Genomic DNA, 25,568 nt, shown 5'->3' with positions numbered 1-25,568 from the left:
ACCAACAAACACCGATAAATGAATAATTGGTCTGGTTCTGTAATGATTTCAATAATCCTAGTCACCGCTACGGGTTGGGGAACAGCAGCGATCGCATTTACTGATTTTGACTCTGTTAAACCGTCTCAGGAATTACAACTCGCTCAAACCCCTGTAGGCGCTTGTATTGTCAATGACCCTACCGGAACTCCCTTAAATGTGCGAGCAACTCCTGCTGGTAAAATTGTTGGTAGTTTACCCAATGGAACTCGCGTAATTTTAGGAATAACAGACGGTAGAGAAGGACCAAACTGGACTCGCATTATCGGACCCATAGAAGGTTTTGTTTGGAGTCTATATTTAAGTAATTGTGTTTATCGATAAATAACTACCATCAAACACTACATAAACCGGGTGGGAGGACTATTTGACGCGCTAATAACCCGGTAAATTCGGGTCAAGACCTAATAATTTCATAGCTTTTTGGTGGCTTTCCCAAAGATATATAACCAAGACCATAGCACAGGATATTATTGTGAGCATGAGACTCTGATAATAAACACGCAATAAGTTTTGTTTTGACTGCTTAATTTCCGACATCAACTGTTTAAAGGTATCATCCCCAAATATACTGAATGATAAATTATCCACTGCGATCGCCCAAATTTCACCATATTCTGGTACTGTTAACAATACCTGATTTTCTGCGATCGTCATGTTAGAAATATCAGTAGTTTCTGGTAGCCAAACTTTGCGGGGTCTCGACCAGTTAGGATCGAACCTAATCAGGTTATAACGGGAAAAGGAACTTTCAGAAACTAACACCCACCAAAAGCCCTGGTTATCCTGTTCCAAAAATATCGGAAATGTTTTTCCACTGTCTGCGACAGTTAAAGCGATCCTCCTTCCTTCGATGTAGTAATTTGTATGATCTCTTAAGAGTTTTTCCCAGGAGCGAATTATCCAATTTTTAGGTCGAGTTGTGTGGTCAGGAAGACACTCCGTAATAGGTCGTGGTGGTCGAACTGTATCAATTTGTTGATCTGGGGTAATTTCCAAGCCTTCGCTATTGGTTAACCAAGTAATCAGCCGAAAATTGTTACTATCAGCAACAGCCAATTTTCCGTTATTGTCAATGGTGATACCGTTGGGATAACACAGTAACATTTCTTCCTCGGTGGGTAAAATTTCTTCCCCTCTGGTACTTTCGAGAATTTCCCCATTCATGGTTAAGGCGACCAGACGATGTCTGGCTGTGTCCGTAGCATAGATTAACTGTTTTTCGTGATCAACAACAAATTTAAAGGTACTGCGAAACTCCCAATTTATTCCTGTATCTTTCTGAAAACCTGGTAATTCTTGACAAGTATTTTGGTCTAGTTGACAATATTCGATTCTTCCAGTTTCCCAATTTCCGAGAAATAATTGAGAGCGATCGCTTACCTGTAGGTCTGTTATTCCTTCTCGAATACCTAAATCTTTTAAAGCATATTTATTGTGCAGATTTCCTTGAGAGTCTAAGTTATATAAATAACGATGATCCGTCGTAAAAACATCACCATTGGGACTGGCGCTAATAAAGCCTAATTGTTGAGGATACGCCGCATTGAAGCTACTATAAATCGTCGTCAACAGTCCAATAAACATCACCACTATTAGGGACTGAACAAATATTTTTAACTCTTGTGTTGGTTGACCATAGGAGATGATTCCACCCCGAAAATGAGCCGATAGTTGATTAAACACTTCTCGAGTTTTCCGGCGGTCTATATTACCCCATATATCAGTAACCACAAAGTAATAACTTCTCTTTTTGCGGGGGTTAATAATCCGAATCAAAGGAGGTATTTTCGACGATATTAAAACTTTGGGATTCATCAAAACCACTTCTGCATCTTGGTCAAATTCTTTGGTAATCAGTCTATAATCATCTTCATAACGCATTACACCAATGATTTTCCGCTTTCCATATTGTAAAACTCCCGGGGTAGTTTCCGGATTAGTTATCATCGTGATTTCCTCGATTTTATGTTGAAGAATAAAACCGACTAGACACTGGTTAGGTTGGCGGTAATTGTAATTATGCTTAATATCTTTGAAGGTTCTATAATGGGATATTCGTTGATAAATTCTCACAAATATACTGACAATTACTGTCATTATAACAATAATTAGATAAACCATCAATATAGATTTCATAGGACTACAACTCCTCTGCAATTATTGAACTTTCCACAGGTCTGGGGTCTCCAGGACTTGCTCAAGGTCGCCATAATTTTGCTGTAACAACTCTTGTAATTCCTGAGAAGGTCTAAATACAAAAATGGTGGACTGTTCAGGAATTAATTGTAATGATGGTTGATTACTCATCAGGATAAGTTTCACATCATTATTTAATAGATAACTCAGGGAGATTAAATCTCCTGTATTAGTACCATTTCCCGCATCGGAAATTAACACAGATGAGTTGGCTTGATTAATTTCGGTAGCCACTTGATGATTAAAATAGCTTAAACCTTTATCCCACCAAGTTGATGAAACTGTACTCAAACCCAAGGAAATAATACTAAAACTTAGTAATATGGCTAATACCCACAGCCACAACTTTTCACCATCTAATAATGATTTACGACCGCTATTAAGGTGGGTTCCTAATAAAAAAGCGATCGCTATTTGAATAGCCGGAAAACAAGCGATCAGATACCGAGTGACAGAGGAACGTTGTCCTCCCCATAATAAATCTGGTAAAACCAGCAGGATAAACGGTATCCAAATGGCAGTTAAAATAAACAATCCGGTTTGACTATCATTGGTTTCACTTACATAATACAGAGCATAAATAATGAGCAGTAAAAACGGCAGCCTAAATAAATACGTCCAGAAGCTGTTAAAGCCAAAGTCAATATCAACTAAAACCGACGTAAAACTGAGCAGCCAAAACTTGGATAAATCCAGTAAACTCATCGATTGCTGAGTCCAACTGGTTAAGGTTTGAGCCTGTTCCCAATTATGGATAATAACAGTTATCCAGGGGAGATAAAGAACCAAAGTTAAACATATAGATATCCCCAACTGAATGAAAAACAAAGACAGACGTGGTTTATAATTCCGTCTCGGTTCTGACCCAAAAATCAAGATTCCCCAACCGATATGACTAGCTATAACTAATCCAAAAAATAAATGGGTATATAGTCCCAAAGTGCAGGTGATTACATAACCCAACCACCACAGCCAATTGTTAGTCCGACTCCCCTTGAGTAACATGAGACTAGAGGCGATAATTAAAGCCGTCATTAAGCTGTATTGACGAGCGGTTTGCGCTAATAATACATCCACCGGAGAAACAGCTAGTAAAGCGGTAGCCATGAGGGAAATTAGCGGAGATTGAAATAATTCCCAAGCTAAGGCATAAATAAGCGGTAAGGATATTAAACTAATGACGGCGGGTAAAAGACGGGAAGCTAAAATCGAACTGCCAAAGCCTCGCATCCAACCCCTAGCCATGAGATAATATAGGGGGGGATGATGGGGGTTTCTATGCAGAGATGCGAGAGTATCGGCGGCGGTGCTATCGGGTTTGAGGCGTTGATATTCTAGGACTTCTGAGGGGGTAAAAATGCGATCGCTGAACAATTGCTGATCTACCTGTTCCCGGGTAAAACCAGCCGATCGCAAATTGGTAAAAACTTCATCATGGGAATATAGTTTGCGATCGAGACTCGCAAAACGAAACAACACCCCCAGGACAATCACGATCATTAACAGAATAACCAGGCGACGGGGTAGACCACCTGTAAACACCTTTGGTTGGTAGAGCATTCCTGTGGTTAAGGGTTTTTATCGATTCTACCAATATCATAAAGGCAGGGAGTCACCCCTGCCTCAAAATTTTAGAAATTGGCGGTTAGCCTAATCCTAGATTAAATTTTAGCGGGTGATTTAGTACAGTGAGCCAGTGGGACGGTGAACGATAAAGCTGAGAACTTGGCACTGCTTCACGTTATCAAAACCCATAACGCGGATAAAGCACTTAGGATATTCCCGACGGCATTCGTCGATTTCCGCCATAACTTCGCGAACGGAAGTTGCATTAAACAGAGGCAACTTCCACAGAGTCCAGTAGTGTTGCTCAGGCGCAGAGGATTCGCTGAATTCTACCCCAGCAATAAAGCCTTGCTCAAGAATATACTGAAGCTGTTTCTGGGTCTGAGCATCAGTCAGAGGGGGTAAATAGGACAGAGTTTCGTAACGGCGCTCTTTTGGTAGTGTTTGCATTGTGATTTTCCAGGGTAGTTGTTGAAATTAATTATTTAGGCTCCGACCTTAGTCGGGAGGGTTAGTCTCTGAAGTAGTGAGTTGCGTCATTCGTTCCAGGTACTGGCGGCGATGTGCCATATTTCCCTGCTGAATCCCCTGCCGAACCATCTCCGGTAGATAACCCGCCACCTCTTCAGCGAGATGATCTCGGACGGTCATCACTCGGAAAGCCAGTTCTTGATTTTCCTGTAACAGTTCCTCAAGATAAGCCTCACCATCCTGGATTTTCCCCTGAGAGGAAAAATCACTTAGCCAGATAGCTAAACCAGGGTTAGTCTCTGTCAATTGGTTGGTGATGATGATTACAGCTTGGTAGGTTAGGTAACTTGTCAGTACCTTGGTCGTGTCCTTAGCAACTTTTTTGATATCCATGTTCCGACACCAACCCTCTGTTAAGACTTCAAGTTTGAGATATTGGATTGAGTTGTATCCGTAGCTCTCCAAAATTGTCAAGTTAGAGGAGTTGCCCAATCCAAAATCACTTCTCAAAATCTGAGGAAACCTACAGGGTGTCCATGGCCTCGAACTCGAACTTGATTTCTTTCCAAAGTTCGCAAGCCACAGCCAGCTCAGGACTCCACTTGCAAGCCTCACGAATCACGTCGCCGCCTTCACGGAACAGGTTGCGGCCTTCGTTACGAGCTTGGATACAGGCTTCGAGAGCCACACGGTTAGCAGTTGCACCAGGAGCATTACCCCAGGGGTGTCCCAAAGTACCACCACCGAACTGCAAGCAGGAATCATCACCGAAGATTTCCACCAGAGCTGGCATATGCCAAACGTGAATACCACCGGAAGCAACCGGCATTACACCAGGCATAGAAGCCCAATCTTGGGTAAAGAAGATACCACGAGAACGATCTTCTTCGATGTGGTCTTCCCGCATCAGGTCTACAAAACCCATGGTGATACCTTTTTCACCTTCGAGTTTACCTACAACTGTACCGGAGTGCAGGTGGTCACCACCGGACATCCGCAGACACTTGGCGAGAACCCGGAAGTGGATACCGTGGTTACGTTGACGGTCAACCACAGCGTGCATAGCGCGGTGAATGTGCAGCAACAGACCATTATCACGGCACCAACGAGCTAGGGTGGTGTTGGCGGTAAAGCCAGCGGTGAAGAAGTCGTGCATGATGATGGGGGTGCCGATTTCTTTGGCAAATTCCGCCCGTTTCATCATTTCTTCGCAGGTGGGGGCTGTTACGTTTAGGTAGTGACCCTTAATTTCGTTGGTTTCAGCTTGGGATTTTTCGATCGCCTCTTGTACAAATAGGAAGCGATCGCGCCAGCGCATGAACGGCTGAGAGTTGATGTTTTCGTCGTCTTTGGTGAAGTCCAGACCGCCACGCAGACACTCATAAACCGCACGACCGTAGTTTTTAGCCGACAGACCCAGTTTAGGTTTGATGGTGCAACCCAACAGAGGACGACCGTATTTATTCAATTTGTCCCGCTCAACGGTGATACCGTGGGGAGGGCCTTGGAAGGTTTTCAGGTAAGCAATTGGAATCCGCATATCTTCCAACCGCAAGCCCCGCAGAGCCTTAAATCCAAATACGTTACCCACGATGGAGGTTAACATATTGGTAACGGAACCTTCTTCAAACAGATCCAGCGGATAGGCAACAAAGCAGAAATATTGATTGTCTTCGCCGGGTACTGGTTCGATGTGGTAGCAACGACCTTTGTAGCGATCGAGGTCTGTTAACAGGTCAGTCCATACAGTTGTCCAAGTTCCGGTCGAAGATTCTGCTGCTACTGCTGCTCCCGCTTCTTCCGGGGGAACTCCCGGTTGAGGAGAAACACGGAACGCGGCCAGAATGTCTGTATCTTTGGGCGTATAATCCGGCGTGTAATACGTCAGCTTATAGTCTTTTACACCAGCCTGATATCCGGCTTTCGATTTGGTTTGAGTTTGAGAGTAAGACATAACTCCTTTATATCTCCCTTCTGAGGAATCGCTCTTTAAATTTCCGGCTATTTGCCGATTGATTAAAATACTATCAATAAATGGCTTCAGTCAACCTTTAATATTGTTAATATTTCCATTACATTTGTTTATATTTCTTTGCAAAACCACATATCGGGTATCTGGGAAAAAATATCTATATCACTAAATGGCTAAAAAAAATATTAAGTATTGTAAATATAATCTATATGAAAGTTTTAGGGTTGGGATCTGAGCGATCGCGATCAAAAATCTCGATCGCCCCTCCATACCCATGAGTTATACAGGCTCAGGAATTAGTCCCAGCCGAAAAAAGGCTTTCTGCCCCCTTATGATCCAGGAACTGCTATAACCGATATAGGTAATTATATCAGTGTCAATCTATTGTATATTATCTATATTTTGATAGACTTAAATCAATAGTACAATCATCGCCCATTACTTGGAGGACAAAGCTGGTGATTCAGGCCACACTGCATCAGTTAAAGGTTTTTGAAGCCGTAGCGCGTCACGGTAGCTTCACTCGCGCAGCAGAAGAGTTATTGATCACCCAACCCACTGTCTCAAGTCAAGTCAAACATCTATCGCAAGCGGTGGGACTACCACTATTTGAGCAAATTGGCAAACAACTTTATCTTACTGATGCGGGTCAGGAGTTACAAGCGACCTGTCACGATATTTTCCAGCGCCTGGAACATTTCGATATGACCATTGCTGACCTGAAAGGCGCTAAACAGGGACGATTAAGTTTATCAGTAGTCACCACAGCTAAATACGTTATTCCCAGACTGTTAGGGTCTTTTTGTCAAAACTACCCAGCCATTGATATTGCCCTACAGGTGATCAATCACCAACAGATTACCCAACGGATGCTGGAAAATAAAGATGATCTATATATACTAAGTCTACCGCCCGAAGATATAGACCTTTGTACAAAACCCTTTTTAGATAATCCCCTAGTGGTGGTAGCCCCCTGTAACCATCCCCTCGTCGGTAAAACCCAAATTCCCATTGAAGCGCTGAACCATGAACCATTTATCATGCGAGAATCTGGGTCAGGTACCCGTAGGGCAGTGCAGAAATTATTTGACAAGAGTAAGGTATCAGTGCGGGTACGCCTAGAGTTAGGTAGCAACGAAGCGATCAAACAAGCGATCGCCGGAGGTCTGGGGATTTCCGTTTTATCCAAACATACATTAAACTCGTATGGCGATCGAGGAGAGCTAACCACTTTAGATGTGGTAGGATTTCCCATCCAACGCTGTTGGTATGCAGCCTACCTCAACGGGAAACAATTATCAGTTGTCGCCCAGACCTTCTTAGAGTATCTTCTCGAGTCCGGTAAGTCTAATTGACTTGGGTTGAAACATAGTGTGATCATGAAACTACCCTTTTTGCCATCTCCACCATCATCAGAACCCCCGCCAACTTCCCAAACCGGAGCAGGTTTAGGGACTTTTGGTGGTGTCTTCACTCCCTCAATTTTAACCATCCTGGGGGTGATTATGTATCTGCGATTTGGATGGGTAGTCGGTCAGGTGGGACTGTGGGGAACCTTAGCTATTGTCACCCTATCAACATCTATCACCTTTCTGACCTCCCTTTCCATTTGTGCGATCGCCACTGATCAAGTAGTCAGAGCCGGCGGAGCCTATTATATGATTAGTCGCTCCCTCGGTATTGAATCCGGCGGAGCCATTGGGATACCCTTATATTTTGCCCAAGCCATCTCCGTTGCTCTGTATACCATTGGTTTTGCCGAAAGTCTAGTCATCACCTTTCCCCAACTCAATATTAAAGTTGTAGCCATCATCACCACCATCATGGTGGCTATAATTGCCATTAAGTCCGCCAAATTAGCGATTAAAGCCCAATACTTCATCATGGCAGCGATCGCCCTATCCCTAATCTCCCTGTTATTCGGTAGTCCAGTCGAAGCCAGCACACAAGACATAGCAATTGCCACCAACCTCCCCAAAGTAGGATTTTGGCAAGTGTTCGCCGTCTTTTTCCCCGCCGTTACTGGAATTATGGCAGGGGTCAATATGTCAGGAGATCTGCAAAACCCCACCAAATCTATCCCTACAGGAACCCTCGCCGCCGTCGGCACAGGTTATGTAATATATATGTTGCTACCCGTCCTATTGTGGATGCAAGGGGATACAGACAGCCTCCTAGTCGATGCGCTAATCATGAAACGGATAGCTTTCTGGGGACCCGCTATCCTGCTGGGAGTGTGGGGAGCCACCCTATCGAGCGCCCTAGGTAGTATATTAGGAGCGCCAAGAGTCCTGCAAGCCTTAGCCAAAGATGGCATTTTACCCAACTGGTTAAAATTCCTAGGAACCGGATCGGGACCCGATAATGAACCCCGTATCGCCACAGTTGTTACCCTAGGATTTGTATTAATCGCCGTTGCTGTCGGCGACCTCAACCTGATCGCCCCAGTGTTGAGTATGTTCTTTCTGACCACCTATTTGGTACTCAACCTAGCAGCAGGTATCGAGACCTTTTTAGAAAGTCCCTCCTTTCGTCCCACCTTCAAAGTTCACTGGCTATTGTCTCTGTTGGGAGTCGTCGGCTGTTTAGGCGTAATGTTCCTCATTGATGCGATCGCCACCATTATCGCGGCTATCATTGTCTTTAGTATCTATATTTGGTTAGAGCGACGAGAACTAGAAAGCGCCTGGGGAGATATCCGTCAGGGAATTTGGATGGCGCTAGTGCGTCGGGGTTTATTTCAACTGAGTTACACCCCAGACACCAAAAACTGGCGACCCCATATCCTCACCTTTTCCGGTGCGCCCAATAAACGTTGGTCTTTAGTGGAATTAGCAGCTAATTTTTCTCATAACGTCAGCCTGTTTACTGTTTGCACCATCTTACCCACAGGCTCCCGTAGTCCGACCCAAAGAAATGAAATAGAAGCGATTTTGCGCGATTATTTAGAAAAACGAGCCATAGCAGGCTTAGTCCGGGTGATTATGGCAGATAATCCCTTCACTGGCTCCCGTCAACTCGTAGAATCCTACGGAATTGGTCCTTTAGTACCCAATACAATTTTATTAGGGGATTCCCAATCCCCTGAACGTCGAAAATCATATTGTGAAACCCTAGTACATTTTCACAAAACCGCTCGTAGTGTACTTATACTAAGAGATGAATCAGATCGGGGATTTGGCGCGCGACAGAAGATTGATCTCTGGTGGGGGGGTCTTAATACTAATGGAGGCTTGATGCTAATTCTGGCTTATTTGCTGCGGACGAGTCTGGAATGGCGCGGAGCCGAAATTAATTTAAACTTAGTTGTACCCGACGAAACAGCAGCCGTAGCAGCCCATACCAATTTGGCTAAAGTGGTTGCACAGTTACGCATTGGGGCTAAACCCCAGGTGATTGTGTCTCAAGGACAACCTTTCCCCGAAATTCTACGGTCTTCCTCTCAGGATGCCGATTTGGTATTTTTGGGTATGGCTACCCCCAAAGAGGATTTGCAGTACAGTAAATATTACGAGGGACTCCAGAAAATGGCTACGGGATTACCCGCTACAATTTTTGTGTTAGCTGCTCCTGATTTTGCCTTCTCTGAGGTGTTACAAAAAGATTAGGTTCACTTTTTTTTCAACCAGTAGTCTGAGGTGTTATGGGGCTGAACTTTCAATGGTCTAGGTTCAAGTTAGCTGTACTTTCGGCGATCGCATTGGGGACTCATATTGCGATCGCTACCCCAGTGAAGGCAGCAGAAACAATTATAGTTCGCCAAGGGATTATGTCTCTCTCTCTGGCGATCGAAGATTTAGAAACATTAGCCAACACCGGAAAAGTTCCCCCCGGACTCCGAGGTTATGAGCTGTTTCTGTCCCCCCAACAAAAACAACAAGTCCTGGGAGTCTTAAATTCTCAAGTAGGTATCCCACCCACCGCCGTCAGCAATTTACTGACAACCCAAATTGGCGAAAACATCCTTGACGAAATTGCCACCATTACCCGCACTCAGGACCCCCAAACCCGAGGCGCAGACATTAAAACCGCCCTATTAGAAGCAGCCGAAAGCGAGTCTGGGTTATCAATACTAGGGTTTTTACAAAGCTACCCTAACCCAGAATTGAGAATTGATATCGATGTCGCCTTTGATGTATTTAGTCGCCTCAACCGTTCTTTTTGGCAGACTCAGCAGTTTATGGTGGAAATAGTCCAACAATTAGGACCCACAGATGCTAATGTCTCTTGATTCTGCTCCTTTGACAAATAGGGTATCCACACCAGGAGCCGTGTGATGGGAAACTATCAAGCACGGTTCTGAATGGGAGAGGGTGAAGGTGACTTCACTCTCGACCCCTAACGCTTGAGGATGAGAGATGTGACCAGAAGCCAATGCCCGGCTGTAATGGACGGGATATGCCCACAGGTCGCGGTTTGATTGTAAGAAATAGAGCCTAGTAGGAGTACACATGGCGATAGCGAGTTCAAAGAGAGGATTTGGCAAGTCCAAACCAACCAAGACTACGAACAACGCATGGAAGGAAATCCCATGGACTAAGGTTCATCGGAAAGTCTTTAAGCTCCAAAAGAGTATATTTCAAGCAGCTAAATCGGGACAGGATGCAAAGGTAAGAAGGTGGCAACGTCTATTGGTGAAATCATATTACGCCCGACTCTTAGCGGTGCGACTGTAGGGGCGGGTTCCACGGTCAGCCATGCTTCCCAACAGTCAGCTTAATAAACCCGCCCTCCAAGACAATCAAGGCAAAAAGACAGCTGGAGTTGACGGGGTAAAAATAATATCTCCAAAACAAAGGTTTGAACTAGCCGAGAGAATCAAAGGGAACCTCAAAGCGAAAGCACTTAGGAGAGTATGGATACCAAAACCTGGAAGGGATGAAAAACGCCCCCTAGGCATTCCTACAATCCAAGATAGAGCAAGGCAAGCCTTGGTGAAGTCGGCGCTAGAACCCGAATGGGAGGCGAAATTTGAAGGCACGAGCTACGGGTTTCGATCCGGACGGTCAGCCCATGATGCAATAGCCAGGATTTACCTGAGTATTAACAAAGGTGAATATTTCGTGCTAGATGCGGATATAGCAAAATGCTTTGACCGAATAAACCATGATTATCTACTGTCCAAAATTCATTGCCCAAACAGCCTGAAAAGAGACCTAAAACAATGGTTAAAATCAGGTGTTTTGGACAACGGCGTGTTTGAGGATACAAAAGCAGGGACACCACAATGAGGGGTGATAAGTCCACTCCTAGCTAACATCGCACTGGATGGTATGGCAAGGCACATAGAAACAATGTATCCTAAGAAAAGGAACAAGCCACAAGCTACCACAATAAGATACGCCGATGATTTCGTGGTCATCTCAAAAGACCTAGAAATTATTGAACAGTGCAAAACTGCAATTTCTGAATGGTTAAAACCTGTAGGATTAGAAATCAAATCAGAAAAGACCCGAATTTGCCACACGCTCAATCCCATTGAGTATAATGGCAAGACTGAAAACCCGGGTTTTGATTTTCTAGGATTCAATATCAGGCAGTATCCGGTAGGAAAACATAAGTCTGGAAAAACCGGGGGGGACAACAGGACGATTAATAGGTCATAAAACCCTCATCAAACCCAGCAAGAAAGCAGTTAAAGCCCACACAGAAGTGATTAAAGACGTAATCAAACAGCACAAAACATCGCCTCAATTAACCCTAAGAAGTCAACTAAACCTGATGATTCAGGGATGGTCAAATTATTATTCAAGGGTCGTCTCATCGGAGACCTTCAGAAAACTAGATTATATAATCTGGGAAATGTTAAGGGCATGGACAATATCAAGATGTGGAAGGGCGAACCTACATGAAAAGCTAAGAAACTATTTCAGGAATGAAACGGTTAAACTTAGTAACGGAAAAACAAGGCACGAAAGTTGGTTATTTAAAGCCAATGATGGAACCACACTATGGCAACATGATTGGACTCCATTGGTCAGACATACCCTAACACGCCCGGAAGCAACACCATACGACGGAAACTGGACTTACTGGGCAACCAGGAAAGGACAAGCAACCGACACGCCAAATAGGGTAGCAAAACTACTCAAAAAGCAAAAAGGTAAGTGTACCTGGTGTGGGCAATACTTTACCCCATCAGATATAGCTGAAGTAGACCACATTGTACCTCGAAGCCAAGGTGGAAAGGATGAATACAAAAACCTTCAGTTACTACATCGCCACACCCGCGATGATAAAACAGCTCTTGATGAAGAGAGGTTGCTGTACTCTTAACAGGGAGGCAGTCAAACTAGGAGCCGTATGAGGTGAAAGTCTCATGTACGGTTCTGAATGGGAGGGGGTGAAGGCGACTTTACTCTCGACCCCTAATCGTCGTCTAGCCCAGAGGTGGGACTCTTCCCAAGCGTTACTTTCGGTATGCCCTACCGTAGTTGCATTTCTGCCAATCCTGTTTAGATTGAAGCAAATATACCTCAAAAACTGATTTGTCTAGTTCCTGTGAATCTTTTACCTGCTGCCAGGAGGAAGCTAGAACAATGCAGCCAAACCGCATAGATTCAATGGTCAAGGTTCAGTGTACGCCTTGAGGCAACAAGGTTTTTTAAGTGGTTGGTTACCTTTATCCACGCTCAATCGGTGTAGCATTTATCTAGTAAGCGTGTCAAGTAAAACAGCGATGTTGTTCGAGAGTTGATCAGGTCTTGGGCTGACGGGCACTAAAGTACCCGTGTCGCCTTTCATCCTTGCTCTCTTGAGACAAGGTTTTCATGCTCCAGTGCTGTTCGTATAACCTAGAATAATGTCGATCTCATGTTTGATAGCTTTAATTGGGGGGCTGGTGTGATTATTGTAAATCTGATTTTATCCTTAGCGATCGCCATTGTAGTAGCGATCGCCATCATTTTAATTGCCTTAGAATGGCAGCATCGTAACCGTCCGGGTAATGACCTAGAACTAAGAGCCGTCAATTGGGAAAAGACACCCACAGAACCCCAAAGACTCCTCCTCAAAGGAGAATTTGAACTCTGCAACCGGACCAAGACCCTAGAAATAATGGTGCCGGAGGTGACAGCCAAAGTCAAACTCCTATCTGATGGGAGTTTAGCCAATACCAGGGTAAACACCCGCATCATTGCCGCCCATGAAGCCACCACCCCCAGAGCCGATGATTACTGGTTAGCCTATATCGTCAAAGCGCGCCAACTCACCCGATTTCAAGTAATTATCGACATTCAAAGCCCAAACCTCAAGGAACTCCAGTCAGCTTGGGTACAAATTCGCTACGTCACCTATGGACCCCAAGGCAGAATACCCAAAGTCCGCCATTTGGTGATTCCCATGCAATACCCAGATCCGCAAATCCCCCCCACTCCTCGCCCCGTAGAAGGCGGCGGTCAAGTATTCCCGATCCGCACCCATCTCCTAGCGCAACTAGATGATCCCGTGGAAGTAGTGCAGCGTTATGTAATGCCACACGCTAAACCGGGAGATATTGTTACAATGGGAGAAACTCCCCTAGCCTTAATTCAAGGTAGGTTCCGCCACCCAACGGAAGTCAAACCCGGATGGGTAGCGGTGCGAATTTGTTACTTTTTTATGCCCACCTCCAGCCTAGCCACCGCCTGCGGACTGCAAACCCTGGTCGATATAGTCGGTCCGGTGCGGGTTTTCGGAGCCTTTGTCGGAGGCGCTATTGGCAAGGTATTAGGTCATCCAGGCGGGTTTTACGAATTAGCAGGGGAACAAGCACGCCTTATTGATGATGTCACCGGAACCTTACCACCTTACGATCAATTTATTGTTCTTGGTCCAAAAGACCCTCAAGGGGTAGTTAACCGTATTCGCCAAGCGACGGGACTAGAAGCGGCCATTGTAGACGTTAACGACTTGAAAGCGGTTAAAATATTAGCAGCTACTTCTGGTTTATCTACGGCTTTAGTGGAGCGATCGCTTAGAAGCAATCCCGCCGGAAATGCTGATGAGCGCACCCCATTAGTTCTGATCCGTCCCGAATCGGATCAAAGCCCTTAACTCTGCCTAAAATGATCTACCAAGACCCCAAAACCCCACAATTCACATGAATTTATTTCCTTCTCCCAATCAAACTCAGGCGACAATTCGCGCCTTTCAATACCGCGATTTAGAGGCTTTTGAGCGTTTGTCTCAGCTTACCCAGCCGGTAGATGAGCCATGGCGCGAAGACCGCACCATTGACCCGGAAACCAAACAACTGCGACTCTGGTATGGCTTACTCCGATTTCTGAGTTGGTTTCCTAACCCCTGTCAGCATCTATTTAATACCTATGTGGCGGAACAGGGGGGACAGGTTCAAGGAGTGATCAGAGTTTCCCCGTTTAACCGTACCCGTAGCACCTGGCAGGTTAAACGAGTGTCCGTAGACCCCAGAACTTCGTCTAGTAGTATTGGTTCCCAACTGTTGCGATACTGCTTTGAAACTATCTGGGAAGCTAGAACTTGGGTTTTGGAGGTCAATGTTAACGATAAAGATGATTTGGCTCTATATCGACAAAATGGGTTCCAACCTCTGGCTAAAATCACTTACTGGTCTGTAGAACCTGAATTGCTGGCTGATTTAGCCCAATCTGTGGCGGATGTCCCTAATCTACTTCCGGTCAGCAATGCTGATGCTCAATTGTTGTATCAATTAGATACGGTTTCTATGCCTCCCCAAGTCCGACAGGTGTTCGATCGCCATATTCTCGATTTTCAAACTAATGTGATCAGAGCGATCGTCGATGGGGTGCGACAATGGCTTGATGGCATCGAACAGGTGAGCGGTTATGTGTTTGAACCCCAACGCAAGGCGGCGATCGGTTATTTTCAAATCCAATTGTGTCGAGATGGTCGCCAACCCCATCAAGCTGAATTAACCGTTCATCCTGCCTATACTTGGTTATACCCAGAACTTTTATGTCAAATGGCTCAATTAGTCCAAGATTTTCCGCCTCAGTCCCTGCGACTGGCTTCGGTGGATTATCAACCCGAACGCGAAGCCTATTTACAAAAAGTCGGAGCGGAGCCGGTGGAACACACTTTGCTAATGTCGCGATCGGTTTGGCACAAATTGCGTGAGTCAAAAACGATCGCCGAACCTCTCCAATGGTCGGAAGTTCTCCAAAGTTTGCAACCATCGAGAAAGCCAGTTCCTGGGGGAATGTCATGGCTGGGACCCATGGATCATCATCAGACCCATGATGATCAAACCAGCACTGCTGATTCTTCCAAAATGCCATCCCAAAATATCGCCGATAGTAGTGCGCCAGACCCCAATTAAACCCGCCGATGAATGACATCATCCCCAAAGGCTATATATCAGCCCTAGGCTTAGATATCGGTCGCCGTCGCATTGGAGTGGCTGGCTGTGATGGTACCGGATTAATCGCCACCGGGTTAACTACTATTGTCCGCACCCACTTTGAGGCGGATTTGGCCCAGTTTCAAGCCATCATCCAACAGCGCCAGGTGCAAATTTTGGTCGTCGGTTTACCCTATTTGAGCAATGGAGAGTTAGGAACCCAAGCCCGTCAGATCCAAAAATATACCCGACGACTGCAAAAATCCCTGGCTCTACCCGTGGAATATGTGGATGAGCGCTTAACATCTGTGGAGGCTGAACAGATGTTAAAAGGGCAAAAAATCCCCTTGTCTGAGAATAAGGCGCTAATCGATCGCAAAGCTGCCGCCTTGATTCTGCAACAGTGGCTCGATCAACGCCGAAACAAATCCTAGGGGTTAAGATATCACTGTTATGGTATTCTTTCTGGTGCAAGTGGATCTGTATCAATTGTACCCATCGGTACAATTAGCATTGCCTTATTCTTTTTGAGCAACCATACTACTTTCAAAAATCATGCCATCCCAATTTTCCGACGAGAATATCCCCGAACCAGAGGCCACTACCCTAACTGATGAACAAGGGCGATCGATTGAATGCACAATTGAGTCATCTTTTAGCCTAGACGGGGAAGAATATATTTTGCTGCTTCCCCTCGATACCCCGGTGGAAATCCTCACTTGGTCTGATGATGAGGATGAAGAGGTGGCGGTTCCGGTAGAGTCAGAAGCGGTCATAGATAGTATTTTTGATACGGCTAAAGTAGTTCTGGAAGAACAAAACCTTACCCTCAAACGTACAGCAGTCACCTTGACTGTGGCTGGGGAACTACCAGAGGACATTTTTGATAATGATGTGGAAGAGAATGGCTCTGTGGGCGGGGGGGAAGAAGATTATGAGGAACTGTTAATGCTCACCACTTTTTATCATGAAGAACAAGAATATGGCATTTATACTCCCCTCGATCCATTTTTTATTATGGCTCGTATGAATGAGAAAGGTGAACCCCAATTGCTATCTTCTGAAGAGTTAGATAAAATTGAACCACTACTACCGATGATTGAGGAAAAACTCTTTGGAGATTTTAGCTAAAAGCCGAACTGCTAATTGAGCAAAAGTAGTTATCAGGAATTGATAGAATAGGTTATGGGACGGATTTCTAAAGGTATTTTTTACACCGTTGTACCATTAGTTTGGGTGTTTTTTGGGTGGCAAGGATGGAGTTGGTGGAGTTGGGCTAGTTCCCCCCCTGTAGATGAAGATGCGATCGGAGAAAATGCTAAATCGGAAACTGCTATCCTGATTTCAATTCCCCCAGGAACATCTAGCCAACAAATTGGTCTCGATTTGGAAAGCGCTGGCTTGATTAGATCATCGACAGCTTGGCGGTTATGGTCTAGGTGGTTGGTTTTCCGAGACCCAGATGGAGAATTTAAAGCGGGAAATTACCAGCTATCTCCTACGGAGTCCCTCAGTGCAATTGCCGATCGCATTTGGACTGGGGAAGTGATGCAAACCAGCTTTACCATTCCAGAGGGGTGGTCGATTCAGGAAATGGCTGAATATTTCCAAGCCAAAGGATTCTTTTCGGCGGAAGAGTTTATCGCACAAGCTCAACAAATACCATTCGATCAATATCCATGGTTGCCGCAAGGATTACCTATACTGGAAGGATTTTTATATCCTGATACCTATGTTCTGGCTAGTGATTTGATTACCCCTAAAGCGGTGATTAACCAGATGCTAACTCAATTTGAAAGGGTGGCGCTACCAATTTATCAACAAAGCCGAGACAGACACAATCTCGATCTCAATGAATGGGTAGCACTGGCTAGTATTGTGGAAAAAGAGGCGGTGGTGGCTGATGAACGGAATTTGATTTCTGGGGTGTTTCATAATCGCCTCAGAATGGGAATGCCATTGGCTGCAGATCCTACGGTAGAATATGGTTTGGGGATTCGCCAAACTGTTGACCAACCTCTAACTTTTAGACAGGTGGAAACTCCGGGACCTTACAATACTTATCTGAATGTGGGACTCCCACCAACAGCGATCGCCTCCCCAGGTGTGGCTAGTTTAAAGGCTACCCTAAATCCAGCCGAAACAGATTACCTCTATTTTATGGCTCGGTATGATGGTACTCATATCTTTAGCCGCACCGGAGAGGAACATAAGGCGGCGATCGCAGAAGTTGAACGACAACTCGCTAATCAATAAAAATGTCATGAGTTACTCTGTTTTAATGTAGGATGGTAGAGTTCAACTCTACGATCAGCTATGTCCTGGGGAAAACTTTTAGAACCGGATCTGGTTCTGGGCGACTCGATTATGCAGCTTACACCTGATATCCTTCATCAGTATGATCTCAAAGGACTGGTGTTAGATGTCGATGAGACTTTAGTACCTATCACCACCCAGGAAGTCTCTGATGAGTTGCGAGAGTGGGTAGAAAATGTTAGACCCCTATTTTCCCTCTGGTTAGTTAGCAACAATATCAGCAATACTCGCATTAGTGGTATTGCTAACGCCCTGGGTTTACCATACATTAACGCCGCCGCTAAACCCTCCCGTCGGAAACTTCGTCAAGCGGTCGATGCTATGGATATCCCCACCGGTCAAATTGCAATGGTCGGCGATCGCCTATTTACCGATGTTCTGGCGGGAAACCGTTTGGGAATGTTTACAATTCTAGTGGAACCCATGGTGGACCCCATGCAAACTGGTATATCTTTCTCAACTAGATCTATCGAAGTTTGGATATCTAAACTCTTTGGCGCTGTTTTGAAAAGTTAACCACTCCCAAACCTCCCCCCCCCTCTCCCCTCAACAATTATGACCTGTACTATTGTTGTCAAAATTGGTACTTCCAGTTTAACCCAGTCGGAAACTGGAAACTTGGCGCTGTCAACCTTGGCGACTCTGGTAGAGACTTTAACCGATCTACGCAGAAACGGAAATCGCGTGGTTTTGGTGTCCTCTGGTGCGATGGGAGTAGGACGCGATCGCCTAGGATTAACCGAAAGACCTAGGGCGATCGCCCTTAAACAAGCCGTCGCCGCCGTCGGACAGGGGCGCTTGATTAGGGTTTATGATGATTTATTTACTACCCTCAAACAACCCATCGCCCAAGTCTTGCTAACTCGCGGAGATTTAGTGCAACGCAGCGGCTATGTCAACGCTTATAATACCTTTCAACAACTGCTCAAATTAGGTGTCATTCCTATTGTCAATGAAAATGATACCGTCGCTGTCGATGAATTACGGTTTGGGGATAATGATACTTTATCGGCTTTAGTGGCTAGTTTAGTAGAAGCAGATTGGCTATTTATGTTAACTGATGTCGAAAGCCTTTATTCCGCCGACCCTCGCAGTAACCCTCATGCTAAACCCATTCATTTAGTTACTAATATTCAACAGTTACAAGAATTTCAAGTCGAGGTAGGTTCCTCCCGCAGCAGTTGGGGGACTGGGGGGATGATTACCAAAATTGAGGCGGCGCGTATTGCTACCAGTTCCGGGGTGCGTACTGTCATTACTGATGGTAAACATCCTACTAATCTTAAAAAAATTCTCAGCGGAGATGCGATCGGTACTCAATTTGAACCTCAATCTCGCCCCGTAAATTCCCGTCGCCACTGGATCGCTAATGTCTTGGTTCCTATGGGTAAACTTTACCTTGACCCCGGCGCAATTAAAGCTATTAAAGAGGGGGGAAAGTCTCTCCTAGCCGCAGGAATTATCAGGGTGGAGGGAGAATTTAACCCTAATGATTCTGTGCAATTATGTGATAATGAAAGCCAAGAATTTGCCAGGGGTTTAGTTAACTATAGTAGTTCCGAAATGCAGAAAATTAAAGGTTGTCACTCGGAACAAATCCCCGAAATTCTCGGTTATTATGGGGCGGAAACTGTCATACATCGAGATAATTTAGTCATTGTGTAGCCGGGTTTTTTAGCTGTCAATGCCACCATAGATGATGACGTTTATCTATGGTCATATAGGCTGGGTTTCACCGTCACCTAGGGACTGGGGGGATACATAGCGCCATCTGAGCAATCACTATTCATAACAAAAAATACCCAGGCTGATCTATTCCTATGATTGGACCATTTAACCACAGAACCCAAATCAGATGATTTATAATTACTGTGGGATTCGACCCATAAACAAGGAGGATAACTCATGGTGGGTAGTCGGATAGCAGCCGACTTGTGGCTTAGTGATTATATAACATCTTGGGATATTTATGCTCACGGTGTCATCAGGGTTCTACTTTCTCAGCAGACTGCCTATCAGAAAATGGAGATTTTAGAAACCGTATCTTATGGTCGGGTTTTGGTTTTAGACGGGAAACTGCAATCATGTATGGTTGATGAATTTTTATATCATGAACCCTTAGTGCAACCCGCCTTGATTTATCATGGGAAACCCCAAAAAGTTCTTATATTAGGAGGTGGAGAAGGTGCGACTGTGCGGGAAGTGTTGCGCTGGCATACCGTGAAAGAAGTAGTGATGGTAGACCTAGATCAAGAAGTGGTAGCAGCCTGTAAAAACTATTTACCCGAAATGAGCGATCGCGCCTTTGATGACCCCCGCACCACAGTTAATATTGACAACGCGATTAACTTCCTAGATAACAGTTCTCAACAGTGGGATGTGATTATCTCTGACCTGTCCGACCCGGTAGAGTCAGGACCATCTTTTCAACTGTTTACCCAAGAATATTTTAGCAAAATGGCGCGAGTCCTGAAACCCGATGGTTTCCTAGTAGTACAAGCTGGCTCAACCGCGTTAGCTGGATTGAGGTTTCATACAAAAGTCGCCCATACCATCAATCAAGTATTTCCCCATATCCAAAGCTATAGCAGTGATGTTCCCAGTTTTGGAGAACCTTGGGGGTTTGTGTTAGCATCTAAACAGCCGATTTCCTCCCGACCTGACCCGGAATCAGTTAATCAGTTATTAGCTACCCAGACGAAGGGAGGGTTAAGGATGTTAGACGGAAACACTCTGTTAGGATTATTTCAGATCCCTACCTACCTACGAAATGCGATCGCATCTGAAACCGAAGTGTACACCCTAGCCAACCCCCCTCAAAATCACTCGATAAATAATTGGGGGTGAATCTGGGCGAAAACTGTGTAAAAATAGTGGATAGCTGCGATCGCATCTTAACCATAATATCCAATCGATCTAAAAGAAAATCTATCTTTAAATCCCCTATGGAAAGCCTATTTTTACAACGCCTTCACAGTCCCCAACGTCCAGTAATCATCTTTGATGGCGCAATGGGAACTAACCTACAAGTCCAAAACCTCACCGCCGAAGACTTTGGGGGGAAAGAATACGAAGGCTGTAACGAATACCTCGTCCATACCAAACCCGAAGCCGTCGCTACCGTCCACCGCCAATTTTTGCAAGCTGGCGCTGATGTTATTGAAACCGATACCTTTGGGGGGACTTCTATCGTCTTAGCAGAATATGACCTCGCCGACCAAGCCTATCAACTGAATAAAACCGCCGCCACACTTGCTAAAAGCGTCACTGCTGAATTTTCCAGCCCCGAAAAACCTCGCTTTGTGGCAGGTTCCATGGGACCGGGGACTAAACTCCCCACCCTCGGACATATTGATTTTGATACCCTAGAACGTGCTTTTTGTCAACAAGCAGAAGGCTTATTTGATGGTGGGGTAGACCTGTTTATTGTCGAAACCTGTCAGGATGTCCTGCAAATTAAAGCCGCCCTTAATGGTATCGAAGAAGTATTTAAAATGAAAGGGGAACGGCGACCAATTATGGTATCCGTAACTATGGAGGCTTTTGGAACTATGTTAGTCGGTTCCGAAATTAACGCCGCCCTAACTATTCTCGAACCCTATAAAATCGATATTTTGGGACTAAACTGCGCCACCGGTCCCGATTTAATGAAGGAACACATCGCCTATTTATCAGAACATTCCCCCTTTGTGGTCTCCTGTATTCCTAACGCTGGTTTACCGGAAAATGTCGGCGGTCAAGCTCATTATAAACTCACCCCCCTAGAGTTAAAAATGGCTTTAATGCACTTTATAGAAGATTTGGGAGTACAGGTGATTGGCGGCTGTTGTGGAACCCGTCCTGACCATATTAAAGCCTTGGCGGAAATTGCCCAAACCTTGACCCCAAAACCTCGCCATCCTCAGATTACACCCTCGGCGGCTTCTATCTACAGTACCGTGAGTTATGAACAGGAAAACTCGTTTTTAATTGTAGGTGAAAGACTCAACGCCAGCGGGTCTAAAAAATGCCGGGATTTACTCAATGCCGAGGACTGGGATGGTTTGGTCGCCCTCGCTAAAGCACAGGTGAAAGAAGGGGCGCAAATTCTTGATGTGAACGTGGATTATGTGGGTCGCAACGGAGTCCGAGATATGCACGAGTTGGTATCTCGACTGGTGACTAATGTTAATTTACCTCTGATGTTGGATTCTACGGAATGGGAAAAAATGGAGGCGGGCTTAAAGGTCGCTGGGGGGAAATGTTTACTTAATTCTACTAACTACGAAGACGGGGAACCTCGGTTTTATAAGGTGTTGGAATTGGCGAAAAAATACGGCGCTGGTGTGGTGGTGGGAACCATTGACGAGGAGGGAATGGCGCGGACAGCCGCCAAAAAGTTTGCGATCGCTAAAAGGGCTTATAATGATGCGATCGCCTTTGGTATCGCCGCCACCGAAATCTTTTTTGACCCCCTAGCTTTACCTATTTCTACCGGAATTGAAGAAGACCGCGAAAATGGGAAAGCCACTATTGAAGCCATTAACCAAATGCGCCAAGAACTCCCCGGCTGCCATATTTTATTAGGAATATCTAATATTTCCTTTGGTTTGAACCCGGCGGCGCGACAGGTGTTAAATTCAGTGTTTTTGCATGAAACTATGGCCGTAGGTTTAGATTCGGCTATTGTGACTGCTAATAAAATCCTACCTCTGGCTAAAATTGAACCCGAACATCAAGAAGTCTGTCGCCACTTGATTTATGACCAAAGACAGTTTGATGGGGATGTTTGTACCTACGACCCCTTAACTAAATTAACCACCCTATTTGAAGGTAAAACTACTAAACGCGATCGCAGTGGTGATGCTAATCTACCAATTGAGGAACGCCTCAAACAGCATATCATTGATGGGGAACGCATAGGCTTAGAAGATGCTCTCGCCGAAGCCCTCAAAAAGTATCCACCCCTAGATATTATTAACATTTTCCTATTAGACGGGATGAAAGTTGTCGGGGAACTATTTGGGTCTGGTCAAATGCAATTACCCTTTGTTCTCCAGTCCGCCCAAACCATGAAGGCGGCGGTTGCTTACCTAGAGCCGTTTATGGAAAAATCCGAATCTGGAAATAACGCCAAAGGAACCTTTGTAATTGCCACAGTTAAAGGAGATGTTCACGACATCGGCAAAAACCTAGTTGATATCATCCTTTCTAACAACGGTTATAAAGTCGTTAACTTAGGCATTAAACAACCCGTTGATAATATCATTGCCGCCTACCGAGAACATAACGCCGACTGCATCGCCATGAGTGGTTTACTGGTAAAATCCACCGCCTTTATGAAAGATAACTTAGAGGTATTCAACCAAGAAGGAATTACCGTTCCCGTGATTTTAGGCGGTGCGGCTTTAACCTCCAAATTTGTCTATGAAGACTGTCAAAACACCTATAAAGGGCGGGTCATTTATGGGAAAGATGCCTTTTCCGATCTCACCTTTATGGATAAATTGATGCCAGCCAAGAAATCCGGAAAATGGGAAGATTTCAAAGGCTTTTTAGATGAATTTGTCGAAGATGAAACCATCACGGCTAATGGTGATAATCAACAGTCAGCACAACCAGACCAGCCAGAACCTGACACCCCCAAAGTAGTAGATACCCGACGTTCCGAAGCCGTAGCCGTAGATATAGACCGTCCTACCCCGCCATTCTGGGGCGTAAAAGTTCTGGAACCTGCGGATATGCCCTTTGATGAATTATTCTGGTATTTGGATTTACAAGCCCTAACCGCCGGACAATGGCAGTTCCGTAAACCCCAAGGACAGCCCAGGTCAGAATATAACCAGTTTTTAGAAGCTAAAGTTTATCCAATTTTGGCAGAGTGGAAACAGCGAATTATTAGCGAAAACCTACTCCACCCCCGCGCCGTGTATGGTTATTTCCCCTGTCAGTCGGAAGGGAACACGCTGTTAATTTATGACCCCGAAAAAATTAAGGCAGGAGAAATTTCCGAACCAATTACCAGTTTTGAATTTCCCCGCCAGCGGTCTGGTCGTCGCCTCTGTATTGCTGACTTTTTCGCCCCTAAAGATAGCGGTCAAATGGACGTTTTTCCGATGCACGCGGTTACCGTCGGACAAATCGCGACAGATTACGCCCAGAAGCTATTTGCTGCTGATGATTATACCAATTATTTGTATTTTCATGGTATGGCAGTACAAACGGCTGAAGCTATGGCAGAATGGTTACACGCGCGCATTCGCCGCGAGTTAGGTTTTGGTGGGGAGGATGCTGATAATATTCGCGATATCCTCAAGCAGCGTTATCGAGGTTCCCGTTACAGTTTCGGCTATCCGGCTTGTCCGAATATGCAAGACCAATATAAACAGTTAGATCTGTTGAAAGCAGAGGTGATTGGTTTATATATGGATGAAAGTGAACAGCTTTACCCGGAACAGTCTACTACTGCGATTATCACTTACCACCCAGCGGCTAAGTATTTTAGCGCCTAACAATCTAAGTCGGGTGGGGAATTTCCCACCCAAGTATTTTTAAGAACCATGGCGCTTTAGTAAAGAAACTGTGCCGAGTACACCTAATCCTAGGAATCCTAAAATTGATGTGGGTTCGGGTACGGTAGCCCGACGAGTTGCGGTCCAAGTTCCCGAACCATTTGGAACCTGTGGAATGCTAGAACCACTGACACTCCACTCATTAGCAGTCATTCGTGAGTTAAACCCCGTCCGGACATTGAGAACCCAGGAATTATAAGTAAATCCAATTCCTCCGGTGTTGGCAATACATCCGGCAGAGGTACAAGGAAGGAAACCAGCTAGTAACTGCTCATCAAAGGGTCGAAAAAAATGAGCCCCACCTAACCCGGGGATGGGCGAGGAAAAACTCTGTACTAGAAAAAAGTTATCTTCCTTCTTGATATCCAAAGGCGGAATCCTGCACCAAGGAGTCACACACATATCTATAATTCCCTCAAAGGGTTTTCCGGCGTGAATAAGTTCTCCTGTCCCCAGTAAGTTACCATTGTGATCAAAAAACTCTAGGTCATAGAAGACAGACCGATGATTGGGGGTTCCACGATTCGCCAAAACATCCCAGGCGTGGAAGGTAGCAGCATGACTAGGGGTGGCTAATGCGATCGCACTAACCATAGTCACACTAGCAGATAGAGCGATTTGATTACATAAATTTTTCATAGTCTTTTAGGTTAGGTTTGGATATATGCTCAAAATAATGGCAACAACATCCCCTCCCGACTCTGAATCTTCCCCCTAGAGTCGCTCCAACAATTATCACGTAAAACTCCTGGGAGGGTTGGAAGCTCCGTGATTTATCGCGGAGAGGAAAACCGACTCAAGCAGCTTTAGCCGCCAGCACCCCCTTGCGGGGTGGAGGGGTATGGTTGCCCCTCCATGGAGCTATGGTTGGCTCCGACTCCCTTGCGGGGTAATGTTTGCGCTTGCGCTAACGCGCACGCTGCGCGAACGCCAATGTTCAGAGTCGGTACTATCCAAATCGCACGTCCTTAACCCCTTAGAGATGTTTAACGATTCGGTTCTAGGGCCTGGAACTAGCACGCATTCCAGGGTAGGAACTTTAACTCTTGCTCTGAACGTAGCCAGTTAAGGCTTAGGCTGGTCAGCTACCTGAAAGGGGGGCACGAAGCCCCTGTGCTTCAGCCGGGGGTGCTGA

21 protein-coding genes and 2 pseudogenes are annotated in these 25,568 nt (G+C 45.3%); 17 read left to right on the top strand and 6 right to left on the bottom strand.

The genetic code is table 11. The features are described 5' to 3' along the window. The first annotated feature begins 18 nt into the window (after positions 1–18). Positions 19–363 carry an SH3 domain-containing protein gene (locus tag HFV01_RS03155; protein WP_006623662.1) on the top strand — a complete coding sequence of 115 codons (345 nt, stop codon included), beginning with the start codon at positions 19–21 and terminating at the stop codon, positions 361–363. A 51-nt stretch (positions 364–414) separates the two neighbouring features. Here the strand turns inward: HFV01_RS03155 and HFV01_RS03150 are convergent, their stop codons facing one another. From HFV01_RS03150 to HFV01_RS03130, 5 genes are all read right to left on the bottom strand, one after another. Next, the gene (locus HFV01_RS03150; protein ID WP_231296317.1) at positions 415–1,989 is read right to left on the bottom strand and encodes an NHL repeat-containing protein; all 1,575 of its coding nucleotides are present in this window, start codon (positions 1,987–1,989) and stop codon (positions 415–417) included. 210 nt (positions 1,990–2,199) lie between these two features. Next, complete coding sequence (locus tag HFV01_RS03145) at positions 2,200–3,798, bottom strand: glycosyltransferase family 39 protein (protein WP_193520825.1); 1,599 nt, start codon at positions 3,796–3,798, stop codon at positions 2,200–2,202. 120 nt (positions 3,799–3,918) lie between these two features. Continuing rightward, positions 3,919–4,254: a ribulose bisphosphate carboxylase small subunit gene (locus HFV01_RS03140; RefSeq protein WP_006623659.1), complete on the bottom strand. Its 336-nt coding sequence runs from the start codon at positions 4,252–4,254 to the stop codon at positions 3,919–3,921. Between the two features lie 48 nt (positions 4,255–4,302). Continuing rightward, the gene (gene rcbX / locus HFV01_RS03135) at positions 4,303–4,668 is read right to left on the bottom strand and encodes a RuBisCO chaperone RbcX (protein ID WP_006623658.1); all 366 of its coding nucleotides are present in this window, start codon (positions 4,666–4,668) and stop codon (positions 4,303–4,305) included. Positions 4,669–4,798: 130 nt separating this feature from the next. After that, positions 4,799–6,229: a form I ribulose bisphosphate carboxylase large subunit gene (locus HFV01_RS03130; RefSeq protein WP_006668582.1), complete on the bottom strand. Its 1,431-nt coding sequence runs from the start codon at positions 6,227–6,229 to the stop codon at positions 4,799–4,801. A 476-nt stretch (positions 6,230–6,705) separates the two neighbouring features. On the opposite strand from HFV01_RS03130, the gene HFV01_RS03125 reads away from it, so the two are divergent. The 15 genes and pseudogenes from HFV01_RS03125 (at position 6,706) to metH (ending at position 24,373) form a co-directional block, all read left to right on the top strand. Next, positions 6,706–7,602 carry a LysR family transcriptional regulator gene (locus tag HFV01_RS03125; protein ID WP_006623655.1) on the top strand — a complete coding sequence of 299 codons (897 nt, stop codon included), beginning with the start codon at positions 6,706–6,708 and terminating at the stop codon, positions 7,600–7,602. 24 nt (positions 7,603–7,626) lie between these two features. After that, on the top strand, positions 7,627–9,855 hold the full coding sequence (locus tag HFV01_RS03120) for an APC family permease (RefSeq protein ID WP_193520824.1): 2,229 nt from the start codon (positions 7,627–7,629) through the stop codon (positions 9,853–9,855). A 35-nt stretch (positions 9,856–9,890) separates the two neighbouring features. Continuing rightward, positions 9,891–10,478 (top strand): alpha/beta hydrolase, encoded by a 588-nt coding sequence (locus HFV01_RS03115; RefSeq protein WP_006668584.1) that lies wholly within the window; start codon positions 9,891–9,893, stop codon positions 10,476–10,478. A gap of 220 nt (positions 10,479–10,698) precedes the next feature. After that, the gene (locus HFV01_RS31625; protein WP_008052085.1) at positions 10,699–10,923 is read left to right on the top strand and encodes a reverse transcriptase N-terminal domain-containing protein; all 225 of its coding nucleotides are present in this window, start codon (positions 10,699–10,701) and stop codon (positions 10,921–10,923) included. Between the two features lie 21 nt (positions 10,924–10,944). Continuing rightward, positions 10,945–11,853: pseudogene (locus tag HFV01_RS31620) on the top strand (reverse transcriptase domain-containing protein). A 46-nt stretch (positions 11,854–11,899) separates the two neighbouring features. Then, positions 11,900–12,523: a group II intron maturase-specific domain-containing protein gene (locus HFV01_RS31615; RefSeq protein ID WP_006623649.1), complete on the top strand. Its 624-nt coding sequence runs from the start codon at positions 11,900–11,902 to the stop codon at positions 12,521–12,523. A 537-nt stretch (positions 12,524–13,060) separates the two neighbouring features. After that, entirely contained in the window at positions 13,061–14,281 is a 1,221-nt protein-coding gene (locus tag HFV01_RS03100) for a F420-0:Gamma-glutamyl ligase (protein ID WP_193520823.1), read from the top strand. Between the two features lie 46 nt (positions 14,282–14,327). Further along, a complete protein-coding gene (locus HFV01_RS03095) occupies positions 14,328–15,545 on the top strand; it encodes a GNAT family N-acetyltransferase (protein WP_193520822.1) in 1,218 nt (405 codons plus the stop codon). Positions 15,546–15,553: 8 nt separating this feature from the next. After that, positions 15,554–16,000 carry a Holliday junction resolvase RuvX gene (gene ruvX, locus HFV01_RS03090; RefSeq protein ID WP_006623646.1) on the top strand — a complete coding sequence of 149 codons (447 nt, stop codon included), beginning with the start codon at positions 15,554–15,556 and terminating at the stop codon, positions 15,998–16,000. Between the two features lie 121 nt (positions 16,001–16,121). Further along, complete coding sequence (locus HFV01_RS03085) at positions 16,122–16,697, top strand: DUF3727 domain-containing protein (RefSeq protein ID WP_006668591.1); 576 nt, start codon at positions 16,122–16,124, stop codon at positions 16,695–16,697. A 54-nt stretch (positions 16,698–16,751) separates the two neighbouring features. Then, on the top strand, positions 16,752–17,822 hold the full coding sequence (gene mltG, locus HFV01_RS03080; protein WP_006623644.1) for an endolytic transglycosylase MltG: 1,071 nt from the start codon (positions 16,752–16,754) through the stop codon (positions 17,820–17,822). 60 nt (positions 17,823–17,882) lie between these two features. Beyond that, the gene (locus tag HFV01_RS03075) at positions 17,883–18,398 is read left to right on the top strand and encodes a YqeG family HAD IIIA-type phosphatase (RefSeq protein WP_006623643.1); all 516 of its coding nucleotides are present in this window, start codon (positions 17,883–17,885) and stop codon (positions 18,396–18,398) included. A gap of 39 nt (positions 18,399–18,437) precedes the next feature. Further along, on the top strand, positions 18,438–19,547 hold the full coding sequence (proB, locus tag HFV01_RS03070; RefSeq protein ID WP_006668592.1) for a glutamate 5-kinase: 1,110 nt from the start codon (positions 18,438–18,440) through the stop codon (positions 19,545–19,547). Positions 19,548–19,787: 240 nt separating this feature from the next. After that, complete coding sequence (locus HFV01_RS03065; RefSeq protein WP_006668593.1) at positions 19,788–20,729, top strand: spermine/spermidine synthase domain-containing protein; 942 nt, start codon at positions 19,788–19,790, stop codon at positions 20,727–20,729. A 98-nt stretch (positions 20,730–20,827) separates the two neighbouring features. Continuing rightward, a complete protein-coding gene (gene metH / locus HFV01_RS03060; protein ID WP_046319152.1) occupies positions 20,828–24,373 on the top strand; it encodes a methionine synthase in 3,546 nt (1,181 codons plus the stop codon). Positions 24,374–24,412: 39 nt separating this feature from the next. On the opposite strand, the gene HFV01_RS03055 is transcribed toward metH, so the two are convergent. Further along, positions 24,413–25,072 (bottom strand): PEP-CTERM sorting domain-containing protein, encoded by a 660-nt coding sequence (locus HFV01_RS03055; protein ID WP_193520821.1) that lies wholly within the window; start codon positions 25,070–25,072, stop codon positions 24,413–24,415. A gap of 66 nt (positions 25,073–25,138) precedes the next feature. On the opposite strand from HFV01_RS03055, the pseudogene HFV01_RS30105 reads away from it, so the two are divergent. Then, a pseudogene (locus tag HFV01_RS30105) lies at positions 25,139–25,326 on the top strand (hypothetical protein). Positions 25,327–25,568: the final 242 nt, after the last annotated feature.

It is taken from the genome of Limnospira fusiformis SAG 85.79 (assembly GCF_012516315.1).
In the GTDB taxonomy this organism is placed as follows: domain Bacteria; phylum Cyanobacteriota; class Cyanobacteriia; order Cyanobacteriales; family Microcoleaceae; genus Limnospira; species Limnospira fusiformis.
This window is presented reverse-complemented; position numbering and strand designations above follow the sequence as displayed.